Origin of the sequence: Parasphingopyxis sp. (assembly GCF_052168295.1) — a bacterium.
Lineage (GTDB): Bacteria > Pseudomonadota > Alphaproteobacteria > Sphingomonadales > Sphingomonadaceae > Parasphingopyxis.
This window is the reverse complement of record NZ_JBQLZN010000066.1, coordinates 1-13,518: the sequence shown is the minus strand read 5'-3', so window position 1 is coordinate 13,518 and position 13,518 is coordinate 1. Positions and strand designations below refer to the sequence as shown.

At 62.9% G+C, this 13,518-nt stretch carries 12 protein-coding genes; 6 read left to right on the top strand and 6 right to left on the bottom strand.

Annotation, left to right across the window (positions count from 1 at the left end):
* The 5 genes from ACTS1Z_RS10965 to fsa form a co-directional block, all read right to left on the bottom strand.
* Positions 1–1,270: carboxyl transferase domain-containing protein (locus ACTS1Z_RS10965; protein WP_442624502.1), on the bottom strand; the 1,270-nt coding region annotated here is incomplete at its 3' end.
* Complete coding sequence (locus ACTS1Z_RS10960; RefSeq protein ID WP_442624501.1) at positions 1,267–1,539, bottom strand: hypothetical protein; 273 nt, start codon at positions 1,537–1,539, stop codon at positions 1,267–1,269. The genes ACTS1Z_RS10960 and ACTS1Z_RS10965, both read right to left, overlap by 4 nt.
* Positions 1,536–1,883: a hypothetical protein gene (locus ACTS1Z_RS10955; RefSeq protein ID WP_442624500.1), complete on the bottom strand. Its 348-nt coding sequence runs from the start codon at positions 1,881–1,883 to the stop codon at positions 1,536–1,538. Before ACTS1Z_RS10955 ends, ACTS1Z_RS10960 begins: the two co-directional genes overlap by 4 nt.
* The gene (locus tag ACTS1Z_RS10950; RefSeq protein ID WP_442624499.1) at positions 1,880–3,040 is read right to left on the bottom strand and encodes an isovaleryl-CoA dehydrogenase; all 1,161 of its coding nucleotides are present in this window, start codon (positions 3,038–3,040) and stop codon (positions 1,880–1,882) included. Before ACTS1Z_RS10950 ends, ACTS1Z_RS10955 begins: the two co-directional genes overlap by 4 nt.
* A 155-nt stretch (positions 3,041–3,195) precedes the next feature.
* On the bottom strand, positions 3,196–3,849 hold the full coding sequence (gene fsa / locus ACTS1Z_RS10945) for a fructose-6-phosphate aldolase (RefSeq protein WP_442624498.1): 654 nt from the start codon (positions 3,847–3,849) through the stop codon (positions 3,196–3,198).
* Between the two features lie 143 nt (positions 3,850–3,992).
* On the opposite strand from fsa, the gene ACTS1Z_RS10940 reads away from it, so the two are divergent.
* The 4 genes from ACTS1Z_RS10940 (at position 3,993) to ACTS1Z_RS10925 (ending at position 10,555) form a co-directional block, all read left to right on the top strand.
* Positions 3,993–6,158 (top strand): primosomal protein N', encoded by a 2,166-nt coding sequence (locus ACTS1Z_RS10940; protein WP_442624497.1) that lies wholly within the window; start codon positions 3,993–3,995, stop codon positions 6,156–6,158.
* A gap of 38 nt (positions 6,159–6,196) precedes the next feature.
* Positions 6,197–7,669 (top strand): tetratricopeptide repeat protein, encoded by a 1,473-nt coding sequence (locus tag ACTS1Z_RS10935; RefSeq protein ID WP_442624496.1) that lies wholly within the window; start codon positions 6,197–6,199, stop codon positions 7,667–7,669.
* A 47-nt stretch (positions 7,670–7,716) separates the two neighbouring features.
* Complete coding sequence (locus tag ACTS1Z_RS10930) at positions 7,717–8,970, top strand: NRAMP family divalent metal transporter (protein ID WP_442624495.1); 1,254 nt, start codon at positions 7,717–7,719, stop codon at positions 8,968–8,970.
* A 112-nt stretch (positions 8,971–9,082) separates the two neighbouring features.
* Positions 9,083–10,555, top strand: coding sequence for a tetratricopeptide repeat protein (locus tag ACTS1Z_RS10925; protein ID WP_442624494.1), 1,473 nt, complete (start codon positions 9,083–9,085; stop codon positions 10,553–10,555).
* A gap of 3 nt (positions 10,556–10,558) precedes the next feature.
* Here the strand turns inward: ACTS1Z_RS10925 and ada are convergent, their stop codons facing one another.
* Positions 10,559–11,599 (bottom strand): bifunctional DNA-binding transcriptional regulator/O6-methylguanine-DNA methyltransferase Ada, encoded by a 1,041-nt coding sequence (gene ada, locus ACTS1Z_RS10920; RefSeq protein ID WP_442624493.1) that lies wholly within the window; start codon positions 11,597–11,599, stop codon positions 10,559–10,561.
* 125 nt (positions 11,600–11,724) lie between these two features.
* Here ada and ACTS1Z_RS10915 point away from each other — a divergent pair, with 125 nt between their 5' ends.
* Together ACTS1Z_RS10915 and ACTS1Z_RS10910 are read left to right on the top strand one after the other, a co-directional pair.
* Positions 11,725–12,858, top strand: coding sequence for a S1C family serine protease (locus tag ACTS1Z_RS10915; protein WP_442624492.1), 1,134 nt, complete (start codon positions 11,725–11,727; stop codon positions 12,856–12,858).
* A 149-nt stretch (positions 12,859–13,007) separates the two neighbouring features.
* Positions 13,008–13,518: F0F1 ATP synthase subunit delta (locus ACTS1Z_RS10910; RefSeq protein WP_442624491.1), on the top strand; the 511-nt coding region annotated here is incomplete at its 3' end.

Genomic DNA, 13,518 nt, shown 5'->3' with positions numbered 1-13,518 from the left:
AATTGCCCGCGCCGAAGCTGCCGCCGATCAGCACGGTGATCTTGGGCACCGTCGCCGTCGCGACCGCCGTGACCAGCTTCGCGCCATGCTTGGCGATACCCTCGGCCTCATATTTGCCGCCGACCATGAAGCCGGAGATATTCTGCAGAAACAGCAGCGGGATGCGGCGCTGGCAGGCGAGTTCGATGAAATGCGCGCCCTTCTGCGCGCTCTCGCTGAACAGCACGCCGTTATTGGCGAGGATCGCGACCGGCATCCCCCAGATATAGGCAAAGCCGCAGACCAGCGTGGAACCGTAGAGCGCCTTGAATTCATGAAACTCGCTGCCATCGACGATCCGCGCGATGATCTCGTGCACGTCGTAGGGCGCGCGGACATCGTCGGGGATGATGCCGTACAGCTCCTCGGGATCGAATTTGGGCGCGCGCGGCTCGATGCGCTTGACGCCCGGATCGTGCGGCGCGTTCAGCGTCGAGACGATATCGCGGACGATGGTCAGCGCATGTTCGTCATTCTCGGCGACATGATCGACAACGCCCGACTTGCGGCCATGGAGATCGCCGCCGCCGAGATCCTCGGCCGAAATCTCCTCGCCCGTCGCGGCTTTGACGAGCGGCGGGCCGGCGAGGAAGATCGTGCCCTGGTTGCGGACGATCACCGTCTCGTCCGACATGGCCGGGACGTACGCCCCGCCCGCCGTGCAACTGCCCATCACGCAGGCGATCTGCGGAATACCGAGCGCGGACATGTTCGCCTGGTTGAAGAAGATGCGCCCGAAATGCTCGCGGTCGGGGAAGACTTCGGCCTGGTGCGGCAGGTTCGCGCCGCCGCTATCGACGAGATAGATACAGGGCAGCCGGTTCTCCTGCGCGATCTCCTGCGCGCGCAGATGCTTCTTCACCGTCATCGGATAGTAAGTGCCGCCCTTTACCGTCGCATCGTTGCAGACGATCATGCACTGGCGGCCCGATACGCGCCCGATACCCGCGATCATCCCGGCGCCCGGCACCTCGCCGCCATACATGTCGCAGGCGGCGAGCTGGCCGATTTCGAGAAAGGGCGAACCGGGATCGAGCAACCGCTCGACGCGGTCGCGAGGGAGCAGCTTGCCGCGCAAGAGATGGCGCTCGCGATGCTTCTCCGTCCCGCCCAACGCCGCCTTCGCGACATCGGCGCGCAGCGCGTCGACCAGTTCGCGGTTATGCGCGGCGTTGGCGCGGAACGCCTCGCCGTTTGTATCGATCTTTGTATCGAGTGTCGGTGCGCTCAACTGGCGGCCTCCCCCTTGGCTTCATGCGCGATAAGATAGCGATAGACGCCGATACAGTTGATGACGAGCAGGACGATATTCTGGATGCCGATCGCCAGCCCCTGTTCGCCCATGAACGCCCAGGCGATCAGCGACAGCGACGAGCTCACGAAGATGATGAACCCATAGCCCGTCTTCTGCGCGCCGAGATTGAGCGAGACGATCAGCGCCGCGACCGCGCCGGACGCCGCCCCATACCATTGCAGGACAAAGAGCATCGTGTCGTTCATAGCGCGCCGATCACCGCGAACAGCCCTGCCGCGCTAAGCAGCGGCCAGCCGACATGCTGGCCCTTCGTATAGACCGCATCGCCGATCCCCACGGCGAGCCAGATCAGGCCGATTGCCAGCACGAGACTGTCCGGCGTGTTCGGCCAGGCGACCACGGCGGCCGTCGCGATCATCAGCGCCGTCGTCAGATGCCAGGCGAAGCGCACGACCTTGCGCGCCAAAGGCTGTTTCAGCACGGTCGTCTCGCGCGCCAGCAGCGGCCCGATCAACTGCCGCTCGCCCAACACGGAATGGACGGCCGCCGTCAGCACCATCGCGAGCGCGGAAGCCCAGAGCCAGCTCAACCCGCCGCCCCGATCAGTTCGCGGCCGATCAGCATCCGGCGGATTTCGTTGGTGCCCGCGCCGATATCGAGGAGCTTCGCGTCGCGCATATACCGCTCGACCGGCCAGTCCTTGGTATAACCCGCGCCGCCCAGCGCCTGCACCGCTTCGAGCGCGACCTTCACGGCATTTTCGCTGGCCAGCAGTATCGAGCCAGCCGCATCGAAACGCGTCGTCAGTCCCGCATCGCAGGCCCGCGCGACGGCGTAGACGTAAGCCCGCGCTGAATTGAGCGCGACATACATGTCGGCGACCTTGGCCTGCATGAGCTGGAACGATCCGATCGGCTGGCCGAACTGTTTGCGCTCGCGGACATAGGGCAGCACGGTATCGAGGCAGGCCTGCATGATGCCGAGCTGGATCGCGGCGAGCACCGCGCGCTCGTAATCGAGACCGCTCATCAGCACGCCGACCCCGCCATTGACCGGGCCCATCACATTCTCGTCCGGCACTTCGCAATCGTCGAACACGAGCTCGGCCGTCGGGCTGCCGCGCATCCCGACCTTGTCGATCTTCTGGCCGATGGAGAAGCCCGGCATGTCCTTTTCGATCAGGAACGCCGTGATCCCGCCCGATCCCTCGCCGGTCTTGCCATAGACGACCAGCGTATCGGCATGCGACGCGTTGGTGATCCAGAATTTGGTGCCGTTCAGGATATAGCCGCCCTGCACCGACTCGGCCTTCAGCTTCATGCCGACCACGTCGGAGCCAGCCGCGGCTTCGGACATGGCGAGGCTGCCGACATGCTCGCCGGAAATCAGGCCGGGCAGGTATTTCGCCTTCTGCTCGTCATTGCCCCAGCGGCGGATCTGGTTGACGCAGAGATTGGAGTGCGCGCCATAGCTGAGGCCTACCGAGGCGCTCGCCCGGCTGACCTCCTCGACCGCCACGCAATGTTCGAGATAGCCGAGCCCGAGCCCGCCCCATTCTTCCTCGACCGTGATGCCGTGCAGGCCCAGTTCGCCCATTTGCGGCCAGAGATCGACGGGAAATTCGTCCTTCGCGTCGATCTCCGCGGCGCGCGGAGCGATCTGCTCCTGCGAGAAGCGGCTGGTGGTCTCGCGGATCATGTCGGCGGTTTCGCCGAGGCCGAAATCGAGGGTGGGAGCGGCGGACATAGGGCAACCTTCTTTTGAAAGAATGTTGCTTTAGCAAGGAAGCGCAATCGTCGAAAGGCTGTCGTGCTCCTGCGTAGGCAGGAGCCCAGAGCTGCGAAAGTTGTCGCTAGTGGCCCTGGATTCCTGCCTGCGCAGGAATACGGACCGAGCAAGCATCAGCCGATCGATTGCCCCGTCTTCTCCCAGTCCGCGAGGAACGCCGCGAGGCCTTTGTCGGTCAAGGGGTGATTGAAGAGTTTGAGGATCACGTCCGGCGGCATCGTGGCGACATCGGCGCCGAGCTTGGCACTCTCCAGGACATGGATCGGATGCCGGATCGACGCGACGAGTATCTCGGTCTGGAAACCGTAATTGTCGTAGATGTCCCGGATATCGGCAATCAGGTTCATCCCGTCATAGCCGATATCGTCGTGCCGCCCGACAAAGGGCGAGATGAAGCTCGCGCCGGCCTTGGCAGCAAGCAGCGCCTGGTTGGCGGTGAAGCAGAGCGTGACGTTGACCATGGTGCCGTCGCCGGTGAGCGCCTTGCAGGTCTTCAGGCCGTCCACGGTCAGCGGCACCTTGATCGCGATATTGTCGGCGATCTTCCGCAGCACTTCGGCCTCGGCCATCATCGCATCATGCTCGGTCGCGACGACTTCGGCGGACACCGGCCCGTCGACGAGCCCGCAAATCTCCTTCGTCACCTCCATGATGTCGCGGCCGGACTTGTGAATGAGCGACGGATTGGTCGTCACACCGTCGACCAGGCCGGTGGCGGCAAGCTCGCGGATGGCGGCGGTATCGGCGGTATCGGCGAAGAATTTCATGGGCGGCGGTCCTGTGTCGAAGGGCGAGTCGCGCGGAGCGTATCGCGGAATCGTGACAGCCGCTAACCCGCCTATCCACAGACAAAGCGGCAAGCGGCAAGGCTCGGCTTTTCAGGCCGCGCGCATCGCCTATGGTGCCGCGCATGTCCCGCGTCCGCGTCCTCATCCTCAACGCCGCGCTCGGCCCGCTCGACTACCGCGTGCCGGACGGGATGGACGCGCGGCCGGGCAGCATTGTGAAAGTGCCCCTGGGACCGCGCCAGGTGACAGGAGTGGTCTGGGACGAGGGACGGCTCGAGGGTAAACCGGTCGCGGCGGAGAAGCTGCGCCCGATCCTCGGCATGTACGATTCGCCGCCGATCCCCGAAACGTTGCGCCGGCTGATCGAATGGACGGCCGACTATTATCTCGCCCCCCTTGCCTCGGTGCTCCGCATGAGCCTTGCCTCCACCAGCGGCTACTCGGGCGAGAAGACGATTACCGAATATCGCGCAAGCGGCGGGATGCCCGAGCGCATGACGCCGAAGCGCGAACAGGCGCTCGAACTGATCGGCGACAGCCAGGGCATCATCCGCGAGCTTTCCGAGATCGGCGAGGTCTCGGTCGGCGTGATCCGCGGGCTGGTGAAAGCGGGCGCGCTCGAACCGGTCGAGGTCTCATTGGACGCGCCCTTCCCGCTGCCCGATCCCGATTTCGGCCCGCCCGAGCTCGAAGAGGGCCAGCAAAAGGCGAGCGCGCGGCTCGTCGAGGCGGTTAAGGCTCAGGAGTTCGCCCCGATCATGCTCGACGGCGTGACCGGATCGGGCAAGACCGAGGTCTATTTCGAAGCCGTCGCGGAAGCCCTGCGCATGGGCCGCCAGACGCTCGTGCTCCTGCCCGAAATCGCGCTGACCGAGCCGTTTCTCACGCGCTTCACCGCACGTTTCGGCTGCGAGCCCGTCGCCTGGCATTCGGGGCTGCGGCAATCGGAGCGGCGCCGCGCCTGGCGCGCCATCGCGACCGGCGAGGCGAAAGTCACGGTCGGCGCGCGCTCATCGCTATTCCTCCCCTATCCCGAACTCGGCCTGATCATTGTCGACGAGGCGCACGAAAGCGCCTTCAAGCAGGAAGAAGGCGTTATGTATCATGCGCGCGACGTCGCCGTGATGCGCGGGCATTTCGAGAGTTTTCCGATCGTCCTCGCCTCGGCGACACCGGCAATCGAGACCAAGCAGATGGTCGAGATCGGCCGCTATGAGAGCGTCACCCTGCCCGGCCGCTATGGTTCGGCCGAACTGCCCGAACTGGCCGCGATCGACATGCTGCAGGATCCGCCGCCGCGCGGCTCCTGGCTCGCGCCGACGCTCGTCCGCGCGGTCGAGGAAACGCTGGCGCGCAAGGAACAGTCGCTGCTGTTCCTCAACCGCCGCGGCTATGCGCCGCTCACATTATGCCGGACGTGCGGCCACCGCTTCCAGTGTCCGAACTGCACGGCCTGGATGGTCGAACACCGGCTGCTCGCCCGCCTCGCCTGCCATCACTGCGGCCATGTCATGCCGCCGCCGGACGAATGCCCAGAATGCGGCGCGGTCGACAGCCTCGTCGCCTGCGGCCCGGGAGTCGAGCGGATCGCGGACGAGGTCGCCGCCCTCTTTCCCGAAGCGAGGACCGCTATCGTCACCTCGGACACGCTCTGGTCGCCGGCCAAGGCCGCCGAGTTCGTCCACAGGATGGAGGCCGGCGATATCGATATCGTCATCGGCACGCAGCTCGTCACCAAAGGCTATCATTTCCCGAACCTGACCCTGGTCGGCGTCGTCGATGCCGATCTCGGGCTGCAGGGCGGCGATTTGCGCGCGGCCGAGCGGACCTTTCAGCAGATCATGCAGGTGTCAGGCCGCGCCGGGCGCGGCGACAAGCCGGGCCGCGTCTTCATCCAGACGCACGAACCGACCGCGCCCGTCATCGAAGCGTTGGTCTCGGGCGATGCCGAGAGCTTCTACGCCGCCGAAACCGAAGCCCGCCGCTTCGCTGGTGCCCCGCCCTTTGGCCGTTATGCCGGGATCGTCATCTCTTCGGAGGATGAAAAAGAGGCGTTCGAGACCGCGCGCGTGATTGGCCAGACCGCGCCGAAGGTCGAGGGTATGATGGTGCTCGGCCCGGCCCCCGCCCCGCTCGCCATGCTGCGCGGCCGCCACCGCCAGCGCCTGCTCGTCCACGCCCGGCGCGCGCTCGACGTGCAAAGCGTGATCCGCGACTGGCTCGGCGACCGTGACTGGCCGAAAGGCGTGCGGGTTACGGTAGACGTCGATCCGTACAGTTTCCTGTAAAGTTGCGACTTCGTGCGAGAATAAATAACACTGAGCTAATGACCGCGAATATTACAAAGAAAATTGCGAAGCTCGCGATTGCGTTTACTGCGATATTTTCAGCCTTTCCGGTGCACGCGCAATGGCGCGTTGCAGAGTCGCCGCGGTTTATCGTTTACGCCGAAACCGAAGAGAGCGAACTGCTAAGATTCACGACCCAACTCGAACAGTTCGACGCCCTATTACGACGATTTACGGGCACAGACGCTGAGCCCGCTGAAATGAAGGTCCGCATTTTCCTGGTGGAGAATGCCGAGATTGTCGGACGCTATGTCGGGATGAGTAATATTGGCGGTTTCTACACCGGGACCGTGAATGGCCCCATCGCGGTCATTCCCGAACAGGATCTTGGCTCAGGCTATGACAGGATGGACCCGCAGACGATCCTGTTTCACGAATATGTGCATCATTTCATGCTCCAATATTTTCCGGCTAATTATCCGGCTTGGTATATCGAAGGCTTTGCCGAATATTTCGCAACCGTCCGGTTTCGCGATGACGGAATGGCGGAAGTCGGCCATCCGCCGATATACCGTGCACGCTATTTCCAATATGGCGATTGGATCCGGGCGGATCGCATGCTTTCGAACGAAGTCGAGAATAGCGGCATGACCTATGCGCAAGGCTGGTTGATCACGCACTTCGCCGCGACCGATCCTGAAATTGCAGGAATGCTTTCCGACTATCTTGCGCGCCTTCAGAACGGCGAAAGCGGGCGCGAAGCCTATGAAGAAAGTTTCGGCGCGTGGGACCGGTCTTTCGACCGCGTTTTGCAGGGCTATCTTCGTCGTAACCGTTTTGTCGCCCGTGTTGTGGAAACCGAACCTATTGCGCCCGACGCCATCACGATACGAACGATTTCGGAGGAGGAAGCCACAATTGCACTGTTGGTTCCGCGTTCGCCTGGAGAAATGGAATATGCCGTTCACAGGGCGATCGAATACTATCCGAACAATCCACAAGCCCATGTTGAACTGGCCCTGGAGCATCTCTCAGATGACGAGCATGCCGAAGCCATGGCAGCCGTTGACCATGCGCTGTCGCTAGATCCCAATCATGTTGCAGCAAATATCGCCAAGGGCGACATATTGCTCTCCATGGCAGAAGCAGCCGATGATCCTGAAAGCCCTTATTGGGAACAGAGCCGCGAGTACATTATCCGTGCGAACAACGCTGATCCGAACAATCCTTCTGCGCTGGCATCCTATTACGGTTCGTTTCCCGATCGGGAGAGCCGCCCAGACGTCGCTGTGTCGGCGCTTGAGCGCGCCTTTGTCCTCGTCCAACAAAACAGCCAGTTCCGCCTTATGTTAGCTGAAGAGTACCTATATCAGGAGCGCTTCGCCGACGCCGCTCGCATCATAGGGCCAATCGCTCAAAGCCCGCATGAAAGCGAAACAACAGCGCGCGCACGCATGATTATGGATGCGGCGCGCGCGATGCACCAACTTCCACAGGACGAGAGCGAATAACCTAGTCGCGGCCGTGCGCCGAAAAGACGTCGACGAGAGCAGGCCTTATGGTTTCACACCGCCAGCGCATCTGGCGCGCAATTGGCCCGGGGCTGTTGTTTTCCGGTGCGGCTGTCGGCGTCTCCCATCTTGTCCAGTCGACTCGCGCCGGCGCGATGTTCGGACTGGCGCTCTTCGGCGTCATCATCGTCATCAACATCCTCAAATATCCGGCGTTTCGGTTTGGCGTCGATTATGCGCACGCGACGCGCCGGTCCCTTCTGCACGGTTATCGCGAACTCGGGCCATGGGCGCTTATCCTGTTCATTATTGCCATAGCGCCGATCGCGCCGGTCGTCCTCGCCGCGACCAGCGCGACGACCGCAGGCATCGTGACGGCCCTGGCGGGCCCCTCCGTGCCGATCCCTACGCTGGCGGCCCTGGTACTCGCCATCGCCACGGCGATCCTCATTCTCGGCGGATATAGCTGGCTCGACCGGATCAACCGGGTCCTCCTCGCCTTTCTGATCGTGTCGACACTCGCGGCCACGGTCATGGTACTGCCAAGGGTCGAATGGGGCAGCCTGACCGACACCGGATGGGTCGGCGATCCGGTGACGCTGCTGTTTATCGTCGCTTTGGCCGGCTTCATGCCCAATCCGGTCGACGCGTCAGTGCCGGTATCGATCTGGACAGTAGAAGCGGAAAAAGGCGCGCAAGATGACGATCGGTCGACCCTGTTCGAAATGCGCACCGGTTTCGCCTGGTCGTTCGCGTTGTCCGCAATCCTTGCGCTGTGCTTCTGCATCATGGGTGCCGGCGTGATGTTCGGCGACGCGATCGAACCCGCGCCTGATGCCGCCGGCTTCGCAGCGCAGATCATATCGCTCTACAGCGCCACCCTGGGGCCACAGGCCGCGCTTGTCGCCTCGATCGCGGCGCTCTCCGTCATGGCATCGACCGTCATCGCCGCGACCGACGCCTATGCGCGCAGCTTCGCCGAAGCCTATGCCGACCGGAAACCCGGCGACGATACGAGCCGGTTCCGCACCGCCTATATCGCCGCCATTCTCACCGAAGTCGGCCTCGCGGTCGCGGCGCTCTACTTGCTGCTGTCCGATTTCAGCATCTTCATCGATTTCGTGACCTCGGCCTCGTTCCTGATCGCCCCGATCATCGCCCTGCTCAACCATCTGGTGGTGACGCGCTGCGCCATGCCCGATGGCGCAAGGCCCGGCAGCCCGATCCGCCTGCTCAATATTGCCGCGATCGCGATCACCACGTTGCTGGCGCTGGCCTATCTGGTCCTGCGCCTAGGTTAGATGGCTACTTCATAATTATCGGATTACCCGTGGAATATAGGAATCCTTTTCGATTAAGCTGACAACATAATCTGCTCCGTTTATCAGCGATCGAAGTAAAGCTGAGGTAATTATGCGTTGGGTAATTTTCTTTGTCGCGTGTCTTTTCATGCAGTCGACAGCGAATGCAGCCTGGCACCGGGCAGAATCGCAGAACTTTATCGTCTATATGGATGGCCGCGAACGTGACGTGATCCGCTTCACGCAAACGCTTGAGCGGTTCAACCATGTGATGGCCGGTCTCGCCCGGGTGGCGCAGGAGCAAGATCCTGTCAAATTGAGAGTTTTCGCTGTTGAACATGCGAGCACAGTCCAGTCCTTTTACAACGAGACAAGAATCGATCTGGGTGGTTTCTACCGTCCCTTAGCCCGTGGTCCGTTCACTGTTTTGACTGAGCCGCAACGTTTTCGCGGTCGCTATTCACCTTCCGCCTATTCTGTTCTGTTCCACGAATATGCGCATCATTTCATGATGCAGTATTTCCCGGCGAATTATCCAGGTTGGTATGTCGAAGGATATGCCGAATTCTACGGCCAGATACAGTTCGAGAGTGACAGCAGGATAAGGATTGGCGCCGTGCCGCCGGGCCACGGGCCATTGCTCCATCGCCAAGAATGGATTCCGACTGCCGACATGCTGTCCAACCGCGCTGATCTGTCGCCCATGCTGTATGCACAGGCTTGGCTTTTCTTCCACTACACCTTTTTCGACGACGACGCGCGCGAACTGCTGACGCGATATCTGATGGCAATGCAGCAAGGGGCGTCGGCGGGGGACGCCTATTCGGACACCTTCGGCGCTACGGGCGCGGACTATGACGAGGTGTTGCAGCGCTACCGGGATAGGGGCGCGGTCAGCGGCACATTGACGCTAACGGACATTCCCGATTTTCCGATGGCGATCGACCGAATTTCCAATGCCGAGGCAGAGGTCGCGCTATTGTATCCAACTGATTCCGTGGACGGTCTCGCGCTCGCGGAAGAGACCGCACGCGAGAATCCTGAAGTTGCAAATGCCTATGTCGAACTCGCCCGGCTCCGGCTCGAAGACGGTAATATATCGGGCGCTCTGGAAGCGGCGAATAGAGCTATCGAACTCGAGCCCGAAAATCTGGAGGCCAATTTGTATAAGGGAATGGTTCTGACCGAAATGGCGCTGGATGCGCAATCCGACGACAGCCCCTATTGGACAGAAGCGCGAGACTATATCGCCAGGGCCAACCGGATATTCCCGAATAATGCCTTGGCGCTTCTCAGCTTTTACCGAGCCTATCCCGACGACCGCCAGCGTCCCGAAATCGCGGATCGCGCGCTCGAACGCGCGCTGGAATTGGTCCCGCAGAGTTATGAAATACGGGGTGCGATCATCAACGAACTTATCAATCAGCGACGTTACGACGAAGCGCGGCAAGCTATCGTGCCGCTCATGCAATCCCCTCATGGCGTGGATAATTCGGGAGCAGCGCGATCAATGATGGACGAGCTCGATCGCCTGATCGAACAGCGGCGCGACGGTGATCAATTAGACAGCGGCCGCGTCGAATAACGGTCAGCCCCGCCGCTCCCTCTCCAGCAACGCCTCTTTCCGCTTCAACCCGTAGGCATAACCGCCGAGCGAACCATCGCTCCGAATCACGCGGTGACAGGGGATGAGGACGGCGACGTTGTTCGCGCCATTCGCGGAGCCCGCAGCGCGCACGGCCTTGGGCTGGCCGACCGCCGCGGCGATTTCGGCATAAGTCCGGGTTTCGCCGGGCGGGATGCTGGTCAGTTCGCGCCAGACGGCTTCCTGGAAAGCGGTGCCCTGGACATCGAGCGACAGGCCGTGCGGGCGCGCCGGATCGTCGACGGCCGCGACGGCGCTCGCGATAATGTCGGCCATAGCATCATCGGCAGGCACGATGTCCGCATTGGGAAAACGCGTGCGCAACGCCGCCTCATTTTCTTCGAACGATAATCGGCAGACCCCGCGCTCGGTCGCCGCGACGAGCATGTCGCCGAGGCTCGTCTCGGCGATCGCCCAGCGGATCGTGACGCCCTCGCCGCCCCGCCGCCAGGCCGATGGCGTCATGCCCAGCCGCTTGCCCGTCTCGGCGTAAAAGCGACCCGGCCCCGAATAACCGGCTTGGTAGATGGCATCGGTTACGCGCTCTTCGCTATCGAGCGCCCGCTCGGCGCGTTCGGCGCGCAGCCGCCGCGCATAGGCCGCCGGCGTCACGCCCATCGCCCGGCGGAATACGCGCAGGAAATGGGTGGGTGAATAGTCGACATCGGCGGCGATCGCGTCGAGCTTCGGCGCTTCCTCGGCGCCTTCGATCAAGGCAACCGCCTGCGCCACGGCGGCCTCGTCACGCGAGACATCGTCGGGCTTGCAGCGCTTGCATGGCCGGAGGCCCGCCTCGCGCGCCTCGGCGCCGTTCGTAAAGAAACGGACATTGTCGCGCTTGGGATGCCGGGCCGCGCAGGACGGTCGGCAATATATGCCGGTCGTCAAAACGCCGGTCACGAAGCGGCCGTCATAGCTGCGATCGCGCGCCTGTACGGCCTGCCAGGCGAGATCGGGTGCGATGAGAAGGTCTTGCTGTGTCATGACGTCCTTATGCGCGGGCCATAGCATATATGCGTTCCGAAAATTGCGGTTAAAGCCGGCCGCCCCCTTTTCAGCCATCCGCGCTACCGTATACAAAGCCCGCCTGTTCTGAGGGGGAACTCGCCATGGTGCGTTGGATAACGGTTTGGCTGCTCTTGCTGGCAATGCTGCCAATTGCGGCGTCCGCGCAGAAGGGCGACGAACAGACGGCCACCGAGAATGATGTCGTTATTGCTGCGCGGAGCGTGGTCCGGGTCGCGTTGATCGGTACGGAAGACAAGCGCGGCGAATATCTGCTCGGCCATGGCAGCGGCGTCGCCGTCGCGCCGGGCCTGATCGTTACCAACGCGCATGTCGTCGCCCCACTGCGTGAGTCGCCCAGCATCGAGATCAGCATCGTCCCGTCGTCGGGTGAGCAACGCTATCCGGGCACGCTGCTCGCATCCGATTCGCGCGCGGATCTCGCGCTTATCCGGATGGAGGAAGGGATCATCGATCCCCTGCCCGTCTTTACCGGCCGTCCTCCGGACACGGGCCGGGTCGCGGCGATCGGCTATCCGGGATCGGTCGACCTCGCCGAAAATCTATCGGCGACGGAACGCGTACAGCCCACCCCCGCCGTGCGCACCTTCGGCCAGCTTTCCGGAGGCCGCAGCCGGCGCGATGTCGATACTCTGCTGCACACGGCCGCGATGGCGCGCGGCAATTCGGGCGGACCGCTGGTCGACGAATGCGGACGCATCATAGGCATCAACAGTTTCGGCGCACTGGCCGAACAGAATGACGCGGAGTTCGGCTTCGCGATTTCCGCGCGCGAGCTGATCCCCTTTCTCCAGCGCGCCGAGGTGCGTCCCGAGATCACGACCGAAGGGTGCATCCCGCTGCCCGAACGCGTCCGGCAGGAAGCCGCGGAGCAGGCCCGCGCGGAAGAGCTGGCGCGCGACCGGGAACGCCTGGCTCTTTACGAAGCCCGCGAACTGGGCCTCGCGATCGCGGTGGCGATGCTTGTGATCGGCGCCGCGCTGTTCGCGGGCGGCATCGTGGCGATGTTCTTCCGCGGCCGCTGGCAGCGCGGTTCGCTTGTCGGCAGCCTCGCCATCGGTATCGGGATCGCACTCGTCGCCGGATCGATCTACGTGTTCTTCAACCGGCCGAGCCTGCAGACCCTTTTCGAGGAGGCGCAGGGGCAAGCCGCGCCGATGATCGCAGAGCCGGAAGAAGGCGAAGCCGCGGACGAGGAAGAGGCACCAGCTGAATAGGCGAGCGGAACGGTTTCAGGGGAAAAGTTCGCCCGTCCCATCTTGCATCGCAGCATGACCCTTGTTAGATGGCCCGCAGCCGTAGCGGGGGCGCTTTGCCGCTCCCTTTTCTATGGATCAGTCATCCTCCTTTAGGGGCATATTTGCGCGTGGATATTTCCGGCGGAATCAAGGCCAGCCTGGCAGGCCGCTATGCGGCGGCGCTGTTCGAACTGGCGGAAGAGAATAAGCAGCTCGACGCGGTCGAGGGCAGCCTGGCGAAGCTCAAATCGGCGCTCGCCGATTCGGGCGAGTTCGCGACGCTGACCACCAGCCCGCTTGTCGGCCGCTCCGAAGCCGTGGCGGCGGCTAAAGCGGTGTCCGAATCGCTGCAGCTCGATCCACTGACCAGCAAGTTCCTCGGCACACTTGCCGAGAATCGCCGGCTGGCCCAACTCGGCCCCGCAATCCGCGCCTTTTCGACCATCGCCGCCCAGTATCGCGGCGAGGCGAATGCCGAAGTGATTACCGCGCATCCCCTCACCGACGATCAGGTCGCCGCATTGAAGGCGAAGCTCAAGAGCCTTGCCGGCCGTGACGTCAATATCGACATGAACGTCGATCCCTCGCTGCTGGGCGGCCTCGTCGTCCGCATGGGCAGCCGGATGATCGACGGCTCGC